This is a genomic window from Arthrobacter sp. 131MFCol6.1, assembly GCF_000374925.1.
GTDB lineage: Bacteria > Actinomycetota > Actinomycetes > Actinomycetales > Micrococcaceae > Arthrobacter.
Map to the genome: position 1 here is coordinate 71,362 of NZ_KB895551.1, position 13,254 is coordinate 84,615.

The 13,254-nt window shown below is 66.6% G+C and carries 14 protein-coding genes; 2 read left to right on the forward strand and 12 right to left on the reverse strand.

The window, feature by feature from the left end; translation table 11 throughout:
• Positions 1-2: 2 nt before the first annotated feature.
• The gene (gene modA, locus C566_RS0116705) at positions 3-812 is read right to left on the reverse strand and encodes a molybdate ABC transporter substrate-binding protein (protein WP_018775501.1); all 810 of its coding nucleotides are present in this window, start codon (positions 810-812) and stop codon (positions 3-5) included.
• Positions 809-1,219 (reverse strand): TOBE domain-containing protein, encoded by a 411-nt coding sequence (locus C566_RS0116710; protein WP_018775502.1) that lies wholly within the window; start codon positions 1,217-1,219, stop codon positions 809-811. Before C566_RS0116710 ends, modA begins: the two co-directional genes overlap by 4 nt.
• Before the next feature lie 172 nt (positions 1,220-1,391).
• Between C566_RS0116710 and C566_RS0116715 the strand changes: the two genes are divergently transcribed.
• The gene (locus C566_RS0116715; RefSeq protein WP_018775503.1) at positions 1,392-1,973 is read left to right on the forward strand and encodes a hypothetical protein; all 582 of its coding nucleotides are present in this window, start codon (positions 1,392-1,394) and stop codon (positions 1,971-1,973) included.
• 19 nt (positions 1,974-1,992) lie between these two features.
• Here C566_RS0116715 and C566_RS0116720 read toward each other — a convergent pair whose 3' ends face one another.
• From C566_RS0116720 to C566_RS0116740, 5 genes are all read right to left on the reverse strand, one after another.
• On the reverse strand, positions 1,993-2,373 hold the full coding sequence (locus C566_RS0116720) for a RidA family protein (RefSeq protein ID WP_018775504.1): 381 nt from the start codon (positions 2,371-2,373) through the stop codon (positions 1,993-1,995).
• Positions 2,374-2,456: 83 nt separating this feature from the next.
• Positions 2,457-3,221, reverse strand: a complete 765-nt coding sequence (locus C566_RS0116725; RefSeq protein ID WP_018775505.1) for an amino acid ABC transporter ATP-binding protein — start codon at positions 3,219-3,221, stop codon at positions 2,457-2,459.
• Positions 3,221-4,168, reverse strand: a complete 948-nt coding sequence (locus tag C566_RS0116730) for an amino acid ABC transporter permease (RefSeq protein ID WP_051082347.1) — start codon at positions 4,166-4,168, stop codon at positions 3,221-3,223. Before C566_RS0116730 ends, C566_RS0116725 begins: the two co-directional genes overlap by 1 nt.
• 12 nt (positions 4,169-4,180) lie before the next feature.
• Positions 4,181-5,140: an ABC transporter substrate-binding protein gene (locus C566_RS0116735; RefSeq protein ID WP_018775507.1), complete on the reverse strand. Its 960-nt coding sequence runs from the start codon at positions 5,138-5,140 to the stop codon at positions 4,181-4,183.
• Positions 5,140-6,438, reverse strand: a complete 1,299-nt coding sequence (locus C566_RS0116740) for an alpha-hydroxy acid oxidase (RefSeq protein WP_018775508.1) — start codon at positions 6,436-6,438, stop codon at positions 5,140-5,142. Before C566_RS0116740 ends, C566_RS0116735 begins: the two co-directional genes overlap by 1 nt.
• A gap of 144 nt (positions 6,439-6,582) precedes the next feature.
• Between C566_RS0116740 and C566_RS0116745 the strand changes: the two genes are divergently transcribed.
• The gene (locus tag C566_RS0116745; protein ID WP_018775509.1) at positions 6,583-8,292 is read left to right on the forward strand and encodes a PucR family transcriptional regulator; all 1,710 of its coding nucleotides are present in this window, start codon (positions 6,583-6,585) and stop codon (positions 8,290-8,292) included.
• 53 nt (positions 8,293-8,345) lie between these two features.
• Here the strand turns inward: C566_RS0116745 and C566_RS0116750 are convergent, their stop codons facing one another.
• The 5 genes from C566_RS0116750 to C566_RS0116770 all read right to left on the reverse strand — a co-directional run bounded on the left by C566_RS0116750 (position 8,346) and on the right by C566_RS0116770 (position 13,173).
• A complete protein-coding gene (locus C566_RS0116750) occupies positions 8,346-9,467 on the reverse strand; it encodes an NAD(P)/FAD-dependent oxidoreductase (protein WP_018775510.1) in 1,122 nt (373 codons plus the stop codon).
• 68 nt (positions 9,468-9,535) lie between these two features.
• Positions 9,536-10,591 carry a Gfo/Idh/MocA family protein gene (locus C566_RS0116755; protein ID WP_018775511.1) on the reverse strand — a complete coding sequence of 352 codons (1,056 nt, stop codon included), beginning with the start codon at positions 10,589-10,591 and terminating at the stop codon, positions 9,536-9,538.
• Positions 10,591-11,409, reverse strand: a complete 819-nt coding sequence (locus tag C566_RS0116760) for an amino acid ABC transporter ATP-binding protein (RefSeq protein WP_018775512.1) — start codon at positions 11,407-11,409, stop codon at positions 10,591-10,593. The genes C566_RS0116755 and C566_RS0116760 overlap by 1 nt, the downstream gene beginning before the upstream one ends.
• The gene (locus C566_RS0116765) at positions 11,406-12,194 is read right to left on the reverse strand and encodes an amino acid ABC transporter permease (protein WP_018775513.1); all 789 of its coding nucleotides are present in this window, start codon (positions 12,192-12,194) and stop codon (positions 11,406-11,408) included. The genes C566_RS0116760 and C566_RS0116765 overlap by 4 nt, the downstream gene beginning before the upstream one ends.
• A gap of 130 nt (positions 12,195-12,324) precedes the next feature.
• The gene (locus tag C566_RS0116770; RefSeq protein WP_018775514.1) at positions 12,325-13,173 is read right to left on the reverse strand and encodes an ABC transporter substrate-binding protein; all 849 of its coding nucleotides are present in this window, start codon (positions 13,171-13,173) and stop codon (positions 12,325-12,327) included.
• Between the last annotated feature and the right edge of the window lie 81 nt (positions 13,174-13,254).

Below are 13,254 nucleotides of genomic sequence, written 5' to 3' on the forward strand. Positions count from 1 at the left end.
GTTTACGGGGTGCCGAATCCGGCGTCGCTCAGGACTTTCTTGCCCTCGCTGCCGGTGACCGCGGCGATGAAAGCCTGGGCGAGCTCCTTGTTCTTGCTCGTGCCGACGGTGGCGATCGGGTACGTGTTCACGGCCTGATCCGACTCGGCGAAGGGGATGCCTTTGACCTTGTCTCCGGCGGTCTTGACGTCCGTGACATAGACCAGACCGGCGTCGGCCTCACCCGAGGTGACCTTGCCCAGGACATCCGTGACGGACGATTCCTCGCTGACCGGCGCCAGGGTGGTGCCCGCGGCCTTTTCGACGGTCTCGGTCGCGGCACCGCAGGGAACCTGCGGGGCGCAGACCACCACTTTCACGCCCGGTTTGGCGAGGTCGGCGAAGGAGCTGATCGACGCCGGGTTGGACGGCGGAACCGCGATCTCCAGGACGTTCGTGGCGAAGTTGGCCGGGGCGCCGTCGATCAGCTTCGCATCGGCCAGCTTGGCCATGTTCCTGGTGTCGGCCGAGGCAAAAACGTCGGCCGGGGCGCCCTGGGTGATCTGCGTGACCAGGTCCGAGGAGCCGGCAAAGTTCAGCGTGATTTTGGTGCCCGGGTTCGTCGCCTCGAAGTCGCTGGCCAGCTTGGCGAAGGTCGATTTCAGCGAGGCCGCGGCGAAGACGGTGATCGCTCCGGACAGCCTGGGGGTCCCGCTGGCCCCGGCGCTGGAGGTGGAGCCCGCCCCGGACGTGCCGGCGCCGCAGCCGGCCAGGCCCGCGGCCAGGACGCCGGCCACCAGCACTGCGGTGACGTGCTTGCTGGCGATCCTCATATGATGCTCTTTCCGTGGGGCGTTTCGATGATGACGGTGGTGGCTTTGACCACCGCTGTCGCCACGGATCCAAGCTCCAGGCCCAGTTCACGGACGGCTTCGCTGCTCATCAGGGACACGACGCGGAAGGGCCCGCACTGCAGCTCAACCTGTGCCATGACTTTGTCCGCGGTGATGCCCGTGACCAGGCCGACGAACCGGTTGCGGGCGGAGCGGCCCACCTTGGTGGGGTCGTCGGGAAGCTGGGCCTGGTCGCGGGCGAGGTGGGCAAGTTCCAGGCCGTCCACGGCCAGCCGGCCGGAGTCATCCTTCACCGGGGTCAGGATCCCGTTCTCGGTCCAGCGCCGGACGGTGTCGTCACTGACCCCGAGAAAACGTGCTGCTTCGGAGATGCGGATTTTCGGCATGACTCCATAATCCCCCATTTGCGGAAATTATGGGCACTTCGAGCCGCAAATCAGTCGAAAAGTTCGGCGCCGCCCGTTGGGCGGCCAACGGGAGCGACGGCGGGTCGATTTTGCCGCGGCCCGGGACGATAATCGGAGGTGACCGGACAGCTTCTGCCGAGAGGAGCCGGCCGTGGCACCCACCACCCTGCTGGCAGGAATCAGATCTGCGATCGCCGCCCTCGCGCTGGGGGTGCTGCTGCTGACCGGAACCGGCTGCTCCTCCGACAATCCCGCGGAAACCACGAAGATCACGCCGGCAACCAACGGGATCAACACCGTGGTCGGTCCGATAAAGCTGGCGGACATGCTCATCCTCTCCTACGGAGCGGACCAGCCCGGACGGATCATGGGTACCGTATTCAACACGTCCGCCACGGACGCGGTTGTCACCATTTCAGGTGCTTCAGGGTCGACGGTATCGATTCCGGTCAAGGCCAACGGTGAAACATCGCTGGCCCAACCTCCGGCCATGATGCTGGACCCCACCTCGGGATCCCCCGGGACCCTGGTCACGGTCCGGGTGAGCGAGGACTCCACAGACACGTCGGCCGAGGTGCAGCTTCCGGTCCTCGACTCCACACTGCCCGAATACCAGTCGTACATGCCCGCATCGCCCGGGTCCGGGACTGCCTCCGGCGCCCCGTCACCCACGCAACCCGGGACCGGGTCCCCCAGCCCCAGTCCCAGCCCCTCCCCCAGTCCCAGCCCGTAGCCCCCGGACCAAGCGCCGGCTAGGGAATCGCGGCGACGACGTCGATCTCGACCAGGAAGTCCCCCAGGAACGAGCCGACCGTGGTTCGTGCCGGGTAGGGGGCTTCGAAGAACCCCGCGTAGATGGCGTTGAACCCGTCAAAGTCGCGGCCCGGGTGGTGCAGATGCACGGTTGCCTTGACCACATGGGAGAAGTCCAGGCCGTGCCCGCCGAGGACGGCGGCCAGATTCGCCATGGTCTGCGCGGTCTGTTCTTCAATGGTGGCGCCCACCGTGTCGCCCGTGGCCGGGTGGTGCGGCGTCTGGCCGGCGGTGTAGAGGAACCCGTTGGCGGCGATGGCCTGGGAGTAGGGGCCCGCCGGGCTGGGAGCGAGGTCGGTGCTGATCTGCTGTCGTGACATGGAGCTGCGTCCTTTCATGCGGCCGGCCTGCCGGCCGGCCGCATTTGCTGATGGTCTGGATATTGCTGTTCCGGATGTGATGTTTAGAGGACCTTGGAGAGAAAGGCCTGCGTGCGTTCGTGTTGCGGGTTGCCCAGGACGTCGGCCGGGGCCCCGTTTTCGACGACGACGCCCTGGTCCATGAAGACCACCTGGTCGCTGACCTGGCGGGCGAAGCCGAGTTCGTGGGTCACGACGACCATGGTCATCCCCGCCTCGGCCAGGGACTTCATGACGTCCAGCACCTCGCCGACGAGTTCCGGATCCAGTGCCGAGGTTGGTTCGTCGAAGAGCATGAGCTTGGGTTTCATGGCCAGTGCGCGGGCAATCGCGATCCGCTGCTGCTGCCCGCCGGAGAGTTCCTGGGGGTACGAGTGCCCCCGGTTGCCGAGTCCCACGCGGGCCAGCAGGGCCTGGGCCTCGGCGGTGACATCGTTCCGCGGACGGCCAAGGACGTGAACGGGCGCTTCCACGATGTTTTCCAGCACGGTCATGTGCGGGAACAGGTTGAAGCGCTGGAAGACCATTCCCGCGGTCAGCCGGGAGCGTGCTGTTTGCCGCTCCTTCATTTCGTAGAGCCGTCCGTTGCGCTCGGCGTAGCCGACCAGCTGCTCGTCCACGTACAGGCGTCCGGCGTCGACCTTTTCCAGGTGGTTGATGCAGCGGAGGAAGGTTGTCTTTCCGGAACCGGACGGGCCGATCAGGCAGGTCACCGAGCCGCGTTCGACTCTCAGGTCAATGCCCTTGAGGATTTCCGTCGAGCCGAAGCTCTTGCGGACTCCCTGGGCTTCCACCATGGCGGTGTTCATCATATTGTCCTTGTCTTTGACCGGGTTTTTGAAGGGGTCTTTGAAAGCAGGCTCCGTCGCGGCGCTGCGTCGAAGCCGCGGCCATAGCGCCGTTCGAGTTTGGTTTGGAAGAAGCTGAGGATGGTGGTCATCAGCAGGTACCAGAGGCTGGCGACAATCAGCAGCGGGATGGTCTGGTAGTTGTTGGAGTAGATGATCTGGGCCGAGTACAGCAGGTCCGAGATCGCCAGGACGCTGACCAGGGCCGTGCCCTTGAGCATGGAAATGACCTGGTTGCCGGTGGGCGGCAGGACCACTCTCATCGCCTGGGGCAGGATGACCCGGCGCATGAGCTGGCTGCCGTTCATCCCCAGGCCCCGGGCGGCGTCGTACTGGCCCTTGTCCACCGATCCGATGCCGCCGCGGATAATCTCGGCCATGTAGGCCGCCTCGTTCAGGGACAGCCCCAGCAGCGCGGCGCCGAGGGGCGTGATGAGCACATTGGCCGAGCCCAGGACCAGGGACGGGCCGCCGAGCGGAAGGCCGAAGGCGATCACCGGGTACAGGGCGGCAATGTTGTACCAAAAGATCAGCTGCACCAGCAGGGGCGTGCCGCGGAAGAACCAGATGTAGCCGCGGCTGATGGTGCTCACGATCGGGTTGGCCGAGAGCCGCATGACCGCCAGGACGGTGCCGAGGGCGATGCCGACGCTCATGGACACCACGGTCAAGAGGATGGTCAGCCCGGCCCCGGCGATGATCTGCGGGGCGAAGAGATAGGAGACGACGACGTCCCAGTGGTACCGCTGGTTCACGGCCACGTCCCACGCCGCGCTGAGCGCGACCAGGATGAGGACGACGGCGGACGCCAGCCGGAGCGGGTGCCTGAGCGGCACCACCGGGATGGAGTCTCCCGGCGCCGCCGGCGTGTCCTGGCGGGTGTCGGGGAGGGAATGTTGCTGCTGCACGGTGGTCACCTCCTATTGGGCGAAGTTGACGCGGGCGTCGGTGATGGCGCTGGACTCAAGGCCGTACTTCCCGAGCACCTTGCGGTAGGAGTCGCTCTTGATGACTCCGGCGAGCGCAGCGGAGACGGACTTGACCAGGCCGGAGTCCTTGGGCAGGCCCACACCGACCGGGGTGAAGTCATATTTTGAGGCGATCTCAATCTGCGGGTTCTGCGTGGCGGCGAAGTTCAGAATCGGCGAATCCGCCAGCACGGCGTCCAGCCGCCCGCTGCCCAGGGCGGAGATTGCCTGCCGCGTGTCCTGGAACTCGCTCCTTTGGATGGTGTCCTTGCCGGCCGCGGTGCAGGCCTTGTCGTACTCGGGGACGTTGACCGTGAGCTGGTAGGACCCGGTCAGGAGGCCCACCTTTTTGCCACACAGGGCGTGCGGGTCGGTGATTCCCTGCGGGTTGCCCTGGGCCACGGCGATGGAGTTGCCCATTTGCATGTAGTCCACGAAGTCCAGGACCTCCATCCGCTTTTCCGTGGGGGTCATCGAGGAGACCGTCATGTCGTACCGGCCCGCGGCAATGCCCGGGATGATGGAGTCGAAATTGGCCACCTGGATCTCCACCTTCACGCCCAGGGCCTCACCGAGGAGGCGGGCGATGTCCGGGTTGGTCCCGGTCATGTCCTGGGTGCCTTCCCGGTAGAACTGGGTCGGCGGCTCGTTGGTGGGGATGGCCACGCGCAGGACCTTGGTTGATTTGATCGCTTCCGGGAGCAGCTGCGCGGCGGCCTCGTTGACTGCGAGGGCCGGGACGCCGGTGCCGGAACCGGCGGCGTCTCCCGCCGGCGTCGACGATGCGGATTGTGAGGTGGCGGTGCTTGGCGCGCAGGCGGTGGCCGCCAGCAGGAGCGCCGCCGTGGCGATGACTGCGGGGATGCCGCGCCTGGTCAGCTTCGCGGGGGCGGGGGCGGTGGGGGTTTTCATCAGGGGGTCCTCAAATCGGAGTAGGCCAGCTGGGCCGTCGGGAAATCAGCGGGAAGGGTGCGGGTAAAGGCCTCGCTGCGGTGCCGGAGCAGGTCGCGGCCCTCGCCGCGCAGCTCCTGGACCGTGGATACGCCGAGGAGCATCATGGTGCGCGTCATTTCCGCTGCCAGCAGCTTCAGGACGTGGGCAACGCCCGCCTGACCGGCGGCGGCAAGGCCGTAGAGGTAGGGGCGGCCGATCGAGCAGGCGTCGGCCCCGAGGGCGAGGGCCTTGACGACGTCGGAGCCGCGGCGGATGCCGCCGTCGACGATGATTTCCAGCCGGCCGGCCGTCGCCTCGACGATGTCGGGCAGTACGTCCAGGGCCGCGGCCATGTGGTCCAGCTGCCTGCCGCCGTGGTTGCTGACCTGGATGGCATCGATGCCGATCCCTGCCGCCATGACGGCGTCCCTGGGGTTGACGACGCCTTTGAGAATGATGGGACCGTCCCACCGCGCCCTGAGGTCCCGGATGTCGTCCCAGTCGGTCGGTTCGTAGGACCCCGCCAGCAGGGTGCGCCACATGTCCGGCGTGCTGGAGAGCGGGCCTTCAGGAATGTCTGCGTCCAGGTTGGGGAAGGCGATCGCATCGTTGGCCAGGAAGCCCAGAGCCCAGCGGGGGTGCAGTGCCCCCTCGATGACGGTCTTGGGCTTGATAGACGGTGGCGCGGTGAATCCGTTGCGGTAATCGCGTTCCCTGTGGCCGATGGCCCGGCAGTCGACGTTGACCACGAGGGCTTCGTAGCCGGCGTTCGAGACGCGGTCCAGGACAGCCTGCAGGAGGCCTTTGTCCGCCGTGGGCTCGAGGTTGAACCAGCGCCGCAGCCCGGGGGCGGCGGCGCTGACGTGCTCCATGGTGGTGGTGCTCAGGTGTGCCAGCCCGTAGGGAACGCCGGCCTCAAGGGCCGCGCGGGCGGCGGCGGTCTCGCCGTCGGGGTGGAACAGCCTGGTGCCGCCGGTTGGCGACAACGTCAGCGGCATCGCGACCGGGCCGCCCAGGAGGGTGGAGCTGAGGTCGAGGTGCTCCACCGATCCCCACTTCGGCAGGAAGGTCCAGTCATCAAAGGACCGCCGGTTCCGGCGCAGGGAGGCCTCGTCCTCGCCGCCGCCCTCGATGTAGTCGAACACGCTCCCGGGAAGCCGCTTGGCGGCCAGTTTGCGCATGTCCTCAACGCTGTGGCACCGCCGCGAGAGCCGCTCCGGCACTGACCGGGCCGGCCCTTGGACCGCCGCCAGTGACTTGATGTCTTTGAATCTCATTTCGCGTCCTTTATGTCTTGCGAGTGGGTCGTCTTGCGAGGCAACCTCGGTCAACTTCGTCCCTCCATGGTGACGAAGATCTCACCCCGTCTACATGTTAATTCCTCCAAAAGAACTCAATTTGGCCTGTGATATCGTCCACATATGAATCCCGGGGAACAGCCTGCCGTTGAGCTCGACCAGAACGTTGCGGTGGTCCGGTTGTCCGACTGCATCCAGCTCATGCAGGCCGATCTGGTGCACGCCAATCCTGCGCCGGACAACCTCGCGCATCCCGTCTCGGACGTGCTCATGTATGACCCCATGGACGAATGGACCAGCATCGAGGACCGGATCATCCTGGCTGTCGGGCTGAGCTGCGGATCGCCGGATTTTGACCAACTGCTGCACCGGGCCTCCAACAGCAACGCGGCCGCAGTGATCGTCAAGGCCCACGGGGCGTCCCTGGACCAGCTGCGGTCCGCCGCGGTCCGCCACAGCCTCGCGGTTCTCGTCGCACCCGACAACGCGGATTGGACGCGGCTGGTGGCGCTGGCCAGGGCGTCGGTGATGGGCGCGGCGGTGGATTCCGTGTCAGGGGTCCGCCTCGGGGATCTCTACGCTTTCGCCAACGCTGCCGCGTCCATCACCAGCGGCGCGGCCAGCATCGTGGACCCGCTCGGACGGGTGCTGGGCTATTCGACCCTGCCGGGCCAGCCCATCGACGAATTGCGCCGCGTCACCACCCTCTCGCTGCAGGAGATCAAGCCGCCGGCCTTCGATGCGGATTTCAAGATCGTCTATGCCTCCGGGAGCGCGGTGCTGATTCCCGCTGCGGATGATGAGATGGCCCGGCTGGCCCTTGCCGTGAGAGCCGGCGGTGAACTGCTCGGCTCGATCTGGATCATCGACCCCGGCGACGACAAGCGGCAGGCGGCCCTGGAGGCACTCAACAGGATGGCGCCGCTGGCGGGGCTGCACATGCTCCACGCCCGGTCGGCGTCCGACTTTGGCGAACGCCGGAACGGGGACTTGATTCGAACGCTGATGGACGACCCCGTCCACGCGTCCTTTGCCGCCGCCCAGCTGGGGCTCGATGCCGCCCAGGGCCTCGCGGTCGCGGCTTTTTCAGTCAGCCGCCCCGAATCCGGGAGCCTGGAATCGGTGCGTGAATTCCACCGGCTGCTGCACCTTGTCACGACGGTCTGCAACATCCAGTTCAAGACGAGCCACAGCGCCCTCATCGGCTCGGTGGTCTACGCCCTTCTGCCGGGCGGGGGGACCAGCCCGAGGACCGCGCACCGGCGCGTGGCCCAGGAGATCGCGGCGTACGCCCACACCATCAGCGCCTACCCGATCATCGCCGCCGTCGGAGGCATCGCACCCCGGCTGGAGGACCTGCCCCGCTCCAGAGCCGAGGCGCTGCAAACGCAGCAGTACCTGCTCCACCGGCACGCGGCAATTCCCGGCGGCAGTGGCGGACCGGCCGCCACTGCCGGGCTTTTCGAGGACCACCGGATCCCGCTGAACCTCTTGAAAATCGGGGCTTTCATCGAACACAACGGGCTTGCGGAACTCGACGACATCGCAAGGATCCAGGCCCACGACGCCGACCAGCAGACCGACTATCTGGCGACCTTGAGGGCCTACCTGACGTCGAACGGAAATATCTCGGCGATGGCCGCACGCCTGCACGTGCACAACAACACCGTCCGGTACCGGGTGGGGCGCCTGGCCAAGGACTTCAACCTGGACCTGGACGACCCGCAGCAGCGGCTCTGGCTCTGGCTGCGCCTGACAACCATGGATCTGGCGCCAGGAGTGACCCCGCCGGCAGCGGAGCAGGGGCCGTTACCGGAGCAGGACAGGGCTTAGGCAGGCAGGGCCGGTGAACGCCGTCCCTGCCCGCCTGGCAGCCGCGGCTCTGGCTAGGAGAAGCGTCCCGGCCGGAAGGTGGCGAGCATCGGGTGCTTCGTGCCGGTCATGATCTCGCCCGCGAGAAGTTCACCTGCGATGAGGCCGAGCGTGGCCCCCGAGTGGGTGAAGGCCACGAAGCACCCTGGAACCTGGCCGAGTTCACCGAGGACCGGTTCGCCGTCGCCCGGGATGGGCTTGTAGCCGATCTTCCAGGAGGCCGGTTTGAGGTCGGGGTTGCCGGCGATGAGCTTGGATGCTTCATCGGCGAGTTCCTGGACCACATCATCGGGGATGCTGAAGGAGCCGTCGGCGTGTTCGGCGATGTGCCCTTCATACCAGTCGTGGTCCAGGGCGAGAGTGTTTCCGGGGTTGGGCCGGACGGCGGCCCTGGGGGTGTTCAGCACGGCCTTCAGCTCGTGCTCCACGGGCTTGGTCAGCACCAGCATGGAGACAGGGGATCCGTTGGGGATCTCGACGCCGAGGGGCGCGACGACGGCGGGAGTTGCGGCACCGCACGCCACGAGGACAGCGTCTGCCTCGTAGGTTTCGCCTGCGGCCGTCTCGACGCCGGTGGCCCGGCCGCCGTCGACCGTCACGGACACCTTGCCGGCGCTGAGTACGAGTTCACCGCCCAGGGCGTGGAATTCCTCCATCAGGAAGTCCACCAGATCGGGCAGGCTGACCCAGCCCTCACCGGGATTGAAGATGGCGTTCTCCGGCACGGCATCCGGATCGATGCCGGGAGTGCTTGAAGAAATCTCTCCGGGCGCCAGGAGCTTCGAGTCGTAGCCAATCGATTTCTCGTAGCCGTGGCGGGCTTCCATCGCGGCTTCCTGGCCGGCGGGATTCCACATGAGGCCGCCGCCGAACTGCAGCCAGTCCCGGCCGGGGTCAGCGGCGAAGAGTGTGCGGTAGCGGTCCACGCCGGCGATCCGGAGCTGGTGGTACGGCGTGGACCGTTCTCCGGCGGAGTTCAGCCAGGAGAGCGAGCGGCCGGTGGCCTCGCTGGCCAGGCCGTGTTCGGTCAGGAGGATGACGGAGGCGCCGTCGCGGAGCAGGTGGACGGCGGTGGAGACGCCGAGGATGCCGCCGCCGATGATGGCGATGCGTTTGGTTGAGGGCGTGGAGGACATGGGTCTGCCTTTCCTTAAGTAGTGGTGTCTGGGGTGTCCGTCAGGGGCACTGGGAGGCGGTGTGCGGGCTATGCGAAGGCGCGGACATTTTCGATGGCGTTCAGGACGTCGAGTGATTCCTGCGGGTTGACAGGAAGTGGGCCTTCGCCACGGAGGGCAGACGCGAGCTGTGCATAGAACAGCGGATAGGCGCCGGGTTCAGGTGCGGTTGGCCGCAGGTCTCCGTCGGTACCCAAGGCCCCCCAATGGATCTGGGGTTCGATGCCGTAGGCAGGATCCGACGGTGTCATGCCGGCCGCGAGGGCCGGTTCCTGGCCGTCCAGGCCCCACTTCGTGTAGCCGGACTCTGAGCCCAGGACGTGGAAGCGCGGGCCGACCTGGGGGGCCATGCCGTTCATCCAGAGCCGTGAGCGGACCCCGGATTCGTGGAGCAGGGACACAAAGGCCTCCGTGTCGGCGCCGCCCGGGTCCGGGCCGTGGTTCGCCGTTTCGCCGTAGCTTTCGGCTACCGGGCCAAAGAGCTGGATGGCCTGGTCGATCAGGTGGGCACCGAGGTCGTTGAGGATACCGCCGCCCTCGGAAACGGCGGCGGTGTCCCGCCAGTTCCCGAAGCCCTCCGGCCGCCACCATTCAAAGCGCGATTCGAAGCTGCGGACCTCGCCCAGCGCTCCTTCCCCGATAAGCCTCTGCAGCGTCAGGAAATCGGCGTCCCAGCGTCGGTTCTGAAATACCGTGAGCTGCACGCCGGCGTCGGCCGCCCGGGAGATGAGTTCATGCCCCTGGTCCGATGTGGTGACGAACGGCTTGTCCACCACCACGTGGAGGCCATGGGCGATGGCCATCGCGGCGAGGTCGAAGTGGGTCAGCGGTGGCGTGCCGAGGACCACCAAATCAAGGTCACCGGACAGCGCAAACAGGTCCTCCGGCGTCGGGACGATCCGGGTATTCGGGTAGAGCCGTGCCGCCTCTGCGGACCGGTCCGGATCTGCCGTGACGATCACGTCCAGCGAGTAGCTGGCATCCGCCGCGATCAGCGGTGCGTGGAAGACCTTGCCCGAGATGCCGAATCCGACGACGGCGGTGCGGATGGGTGCCACCACGGTGCTTCCCTTCAGGGTCTCCATCAGAGCACTTCCGAGAGGAAGCGCTGGAGGCGTTCGCTTTGGGGGTTGTCGAAGAGGTCGGCGGGCGTGCCGGACTCGACGACCTCGCCTTCGTCCATGAAGACGACCTGGTCGGCGACTTTGCGGGCAAAGCCCATCTCGTGCGTGACCACCAGCATGGTCATGCCGCGGCGGCCCAGGCCTGCCATGAGGTTCAGCACGCCCTTGACCAGTTCCGGGTCCAGGGCGCTGGTGGCCTCGTCGAAGAGCATGACTTCCGGTTCCATTGCCAGGGCTCGGGCAATCGCAACGCGCTGCTGCTGTCCGCCGGAGAGGTCGCGTGGCCGGTGGTCGGCGCGTTCGGCGAGACCGACCTCGGCGAGGCGGCGCCGGGCGCGTTCCCTGGCTTCGGCCTTGGGCATGCCCTTGACGCTCCAGAGGGCCAGCGCCACGTTCTCGAGGGCGGTGTGGTCCGGGAAGAGGTTGAAGTGCTGGAACACCATGCCGATGCGGCTGCGCAGGAGGTCCGGTTTGACCTGCAGGGCGCTCTCGCCGGCCAGGAGCACGTCCCCACTCTTGGGTTCGTGGAGCCGGTTGACGCCGCGCAGGAGGGTGGACTTGCCGGAGCCGGAGGGCCCGATAATGCAGGTGGTGGTGCCCGGGGCGACGTTGAGGCTGACGTTGCGGAGCACTTCGACGTCGCCATAGGCCATGGTCAGGTTCGTCAGTTCCAGACTGGAGCCATGGAACGTCTCGATGTCCGGGACTGATTCTTTGGCGTTGCTGGCGTTGCTGGTGCTGCTTGCGGTGTTGCTTGCGGTGTTGCTGGCGAGGCTCATGTGTTGCTCCCGGTGGTCAGCGGTGAAGCCGCGGCGAGTTCTTTGACTTCCTTGAGACCGCTGCTGGGTGCGGCGGGGCGGCGTCGGCCGGTGCGGAAGCGGTTATCGAAGTAATTGACCAGATGGGTCAGGGGAACCGTGATCAGCAGGTAGAAGATGCCGGCCATGACCAGGGGCGAGAGGTTGCCGGAAAGCACGGCGGCGTCCTGGCCCACGCGAAAGAGCTCGCGTTCCGTGACCAGCAGGCCCAGGAAATAGACCAGCGACGAATCCTTGACAATCGCGATGAACTGGTTCACCAGCGCCGGCAGGACCCGGCGGACGCCTTGCGGAACCACCACCAGGGCCATGGACTTCGCGTAGCTCATGCCCAGCGCGCGGCAGGCCTCACCCTGGCCCTTGTCCACGCTCTGGATACCGGCGCGGAAGATCTCACCGATGTAGGCGCTGGCGATCAGGCTCAGGGCGATGATCCCCAGGGGGTAGGGCGAGGGGCCGAAGATCGATTGGCTGAAGCGGGCGAAGCCCTGGCCGATCAGCAGGATGGTCAGGATGGCGGGGAGTCCGCGGAAGAGGTCCGTGTAGATCCGGGCCGGAACCCGAAGCCACCGCGAGGGAGATATCCCCATCACGGCGACGACCATGCCGAGGGCAACGCCGATGATGGTCGCCGCAACGGAGATGATGAGGGTATTGAGGAGACCGACTCCCAGAAGCTGGGGCAGGACTTCGGCCATTGCGCCGAAGTCGAAGAAGGTGCGGGTGATGGTGCTTAACCAGTCCATGGTTGCTCTCAGACGTAGGTAGCTTGTGGAACCCGGGCGGGCCGCGCGGTGCGGCCCGCCCGGTCAGGTGGCAGCCGGGCTATGTGCCGGACGTGCCGATAGTTTCGGTGCCTATTGGTTGCCGGGCCGCTTACTTGCTGCTGGGTGTGGGGCTGGCCGTCTGCTCCGCCTTCGGCAGGTACTGCTCGGGCATCGGGGAGCCCGGGAACCACTTCTGGTAGAGCTTCTTCCACGTGCCGTCTTCCATGGCTGCGGCCAGACCCTTGTTGAGGGCGTCCTTGAAAGCGGTCTTGCCCTTGGCCACGGCGAAGCCGGCGGGAGCGTCGAAGGACGGGATGTCCGCGGCGCTGACCAGTCCGTACTGCGTCTCGTAGGCCTTGGCTGCCTCGTAATCCAGGAAGTGCGCGTCGACGGATCCGCTGTTCACTGCGGAGATGGCGGTGTTGTTGTCCGGGAAGCGCACCAGGTTAGCGGAGGTGAAGTTCTTGACGGCGTAGGCCTCCTGCAGCGTTCCCTGCACGACGCCGAGACGCTTTCCGGCGAGACCGTCGGCGCTGGTGATGCCCGAGGTCTTCGTAGTGATGACGGTCAGGTAGCCAGCCAGGTAGCCGTCGGAGAAGTCGACGGTTTGTTTGCGCTTGTCAGTGATGCCGATCGCCGCAACGCCGGCGTCGAACTGGCCGTTGGAGACGGCCGCGAGCAGCCCGGAGAAGTCCTGCCCGGTGAAGACGACCTTGTCAATTCCGGCGCGGTGGGCGACGTCTTTGAAGAGCTCGACGTCGAAGCCGGTGAAGTTGCCCTGGGCATCGGCAAAGGTATAGGGCTTCGAATCACCGAGGCTGGCAACGCGGATGGTGCCGGCCTCGATCAGGCCGTAGGGGTTGTCCGCCGGCGAAGACGAGGCGGATGAGCTGCCTCCGCAGCCGGACAGTGCCAGGACCGCGGCAACAGCAGCGGCGATGAGCGCCCCGGGGCGCATTTTGTTTCCTGTGTTCACAGCGTTTCCAATCGTGGGGTGAGGGGCGAGGTTGGCGGGCAGTTGGCCCCTTGAAGTGGGACT

Excerpts from the sequence above, each read along its gene's own strand:
- modA (WP_018775501.1), bottom strand. The coding sequence starts at position 812 with ATGAGGATCGCCAGCAAGCACGTCACCGCAGTGCTGGTGGCCGGCGTC.
- C566_RS0116710 (WP_018775502.1), bottom strand. The coding sequence starts at position 1,219 with ATGCCGAAAATCCGCATCTCCGAAGCAGCACGTTTTCTCGGGGTCAGT.
- C566_RS0116720 (WP_018775504.1), bottom strand. The coding sequence starts at position 2,373 with ATGTCACGACAGCAGATCAGCACCGACCTCGCTCCCAGCCCGGCGGGC.
- C566_RS0116725 (WP_018775505.1), bottom strand. The coding sequence starts at position 3,221 with ATGAACACCGCCATGGTGGAAGCCCAGGGAGTCCGCAAGAGCTTCGGC.
- C566_RS0116735 (WP_018775507.1), bottom strand. The coding sequence starts at position 5,140 with ATGAAAACCCCCACCGCCCCCGCCCCCGCGAAGCTGACCAGGCGCGGC.
- C566_RS0116740 (WP_018775508.1), bottom strand. The coding sequence starts at position 6,438 with ATGAGATTCAAAGACATCAAGTCACTGGCGGCGGTCCAAGGGCCGGCC.
- C566_RS0116745 (WP_018775509.1), top strand. The coding sequence starts at position 6,583 with ATGAATCCCGGGGAACAGCCTGCCGTTGAGCTCGACCAGAACGTTGCG.
- C566_RS0116750 (WP_018775510.1), bottom strand. The coding sequence starts at position 9,467 with ATGTCCTCCACGCCCTCAACCAAACGCATCGCCATCATCGGCGGCGGC.
- C566_RS0116755 (WP_018775511.1), bottom strand. The coding sequence starts at position 10,591 with ATGGAGACCCTGAAGGGAAGCACCGTGGTGGCACCCATCCGCACCGCC.
- C566_RS0116760 (WP_018775512.1), bottom strand. The coding sequence starts at position 11,409 with ATGAGCCTCGCCAGCAACACCGCAAGCAACACCGCAAGCAGCACCAGC.
- C566_RS0116765 (WP_018775513.1), bottom strand. The coding sequence starts at position 12,194 with ATGGACTGGTTAAGCACCATCACCCGCACCTTCTTCGACTTCGGCGCA.
- C566_RS0116770 (WP_018775514.1), bottom strand. The coding sequence starts at position 13,173 with ATGCGCCCCGGGGCGCTCATCGCCGCTGCTGTTGCCGCGGTCCTGGCA.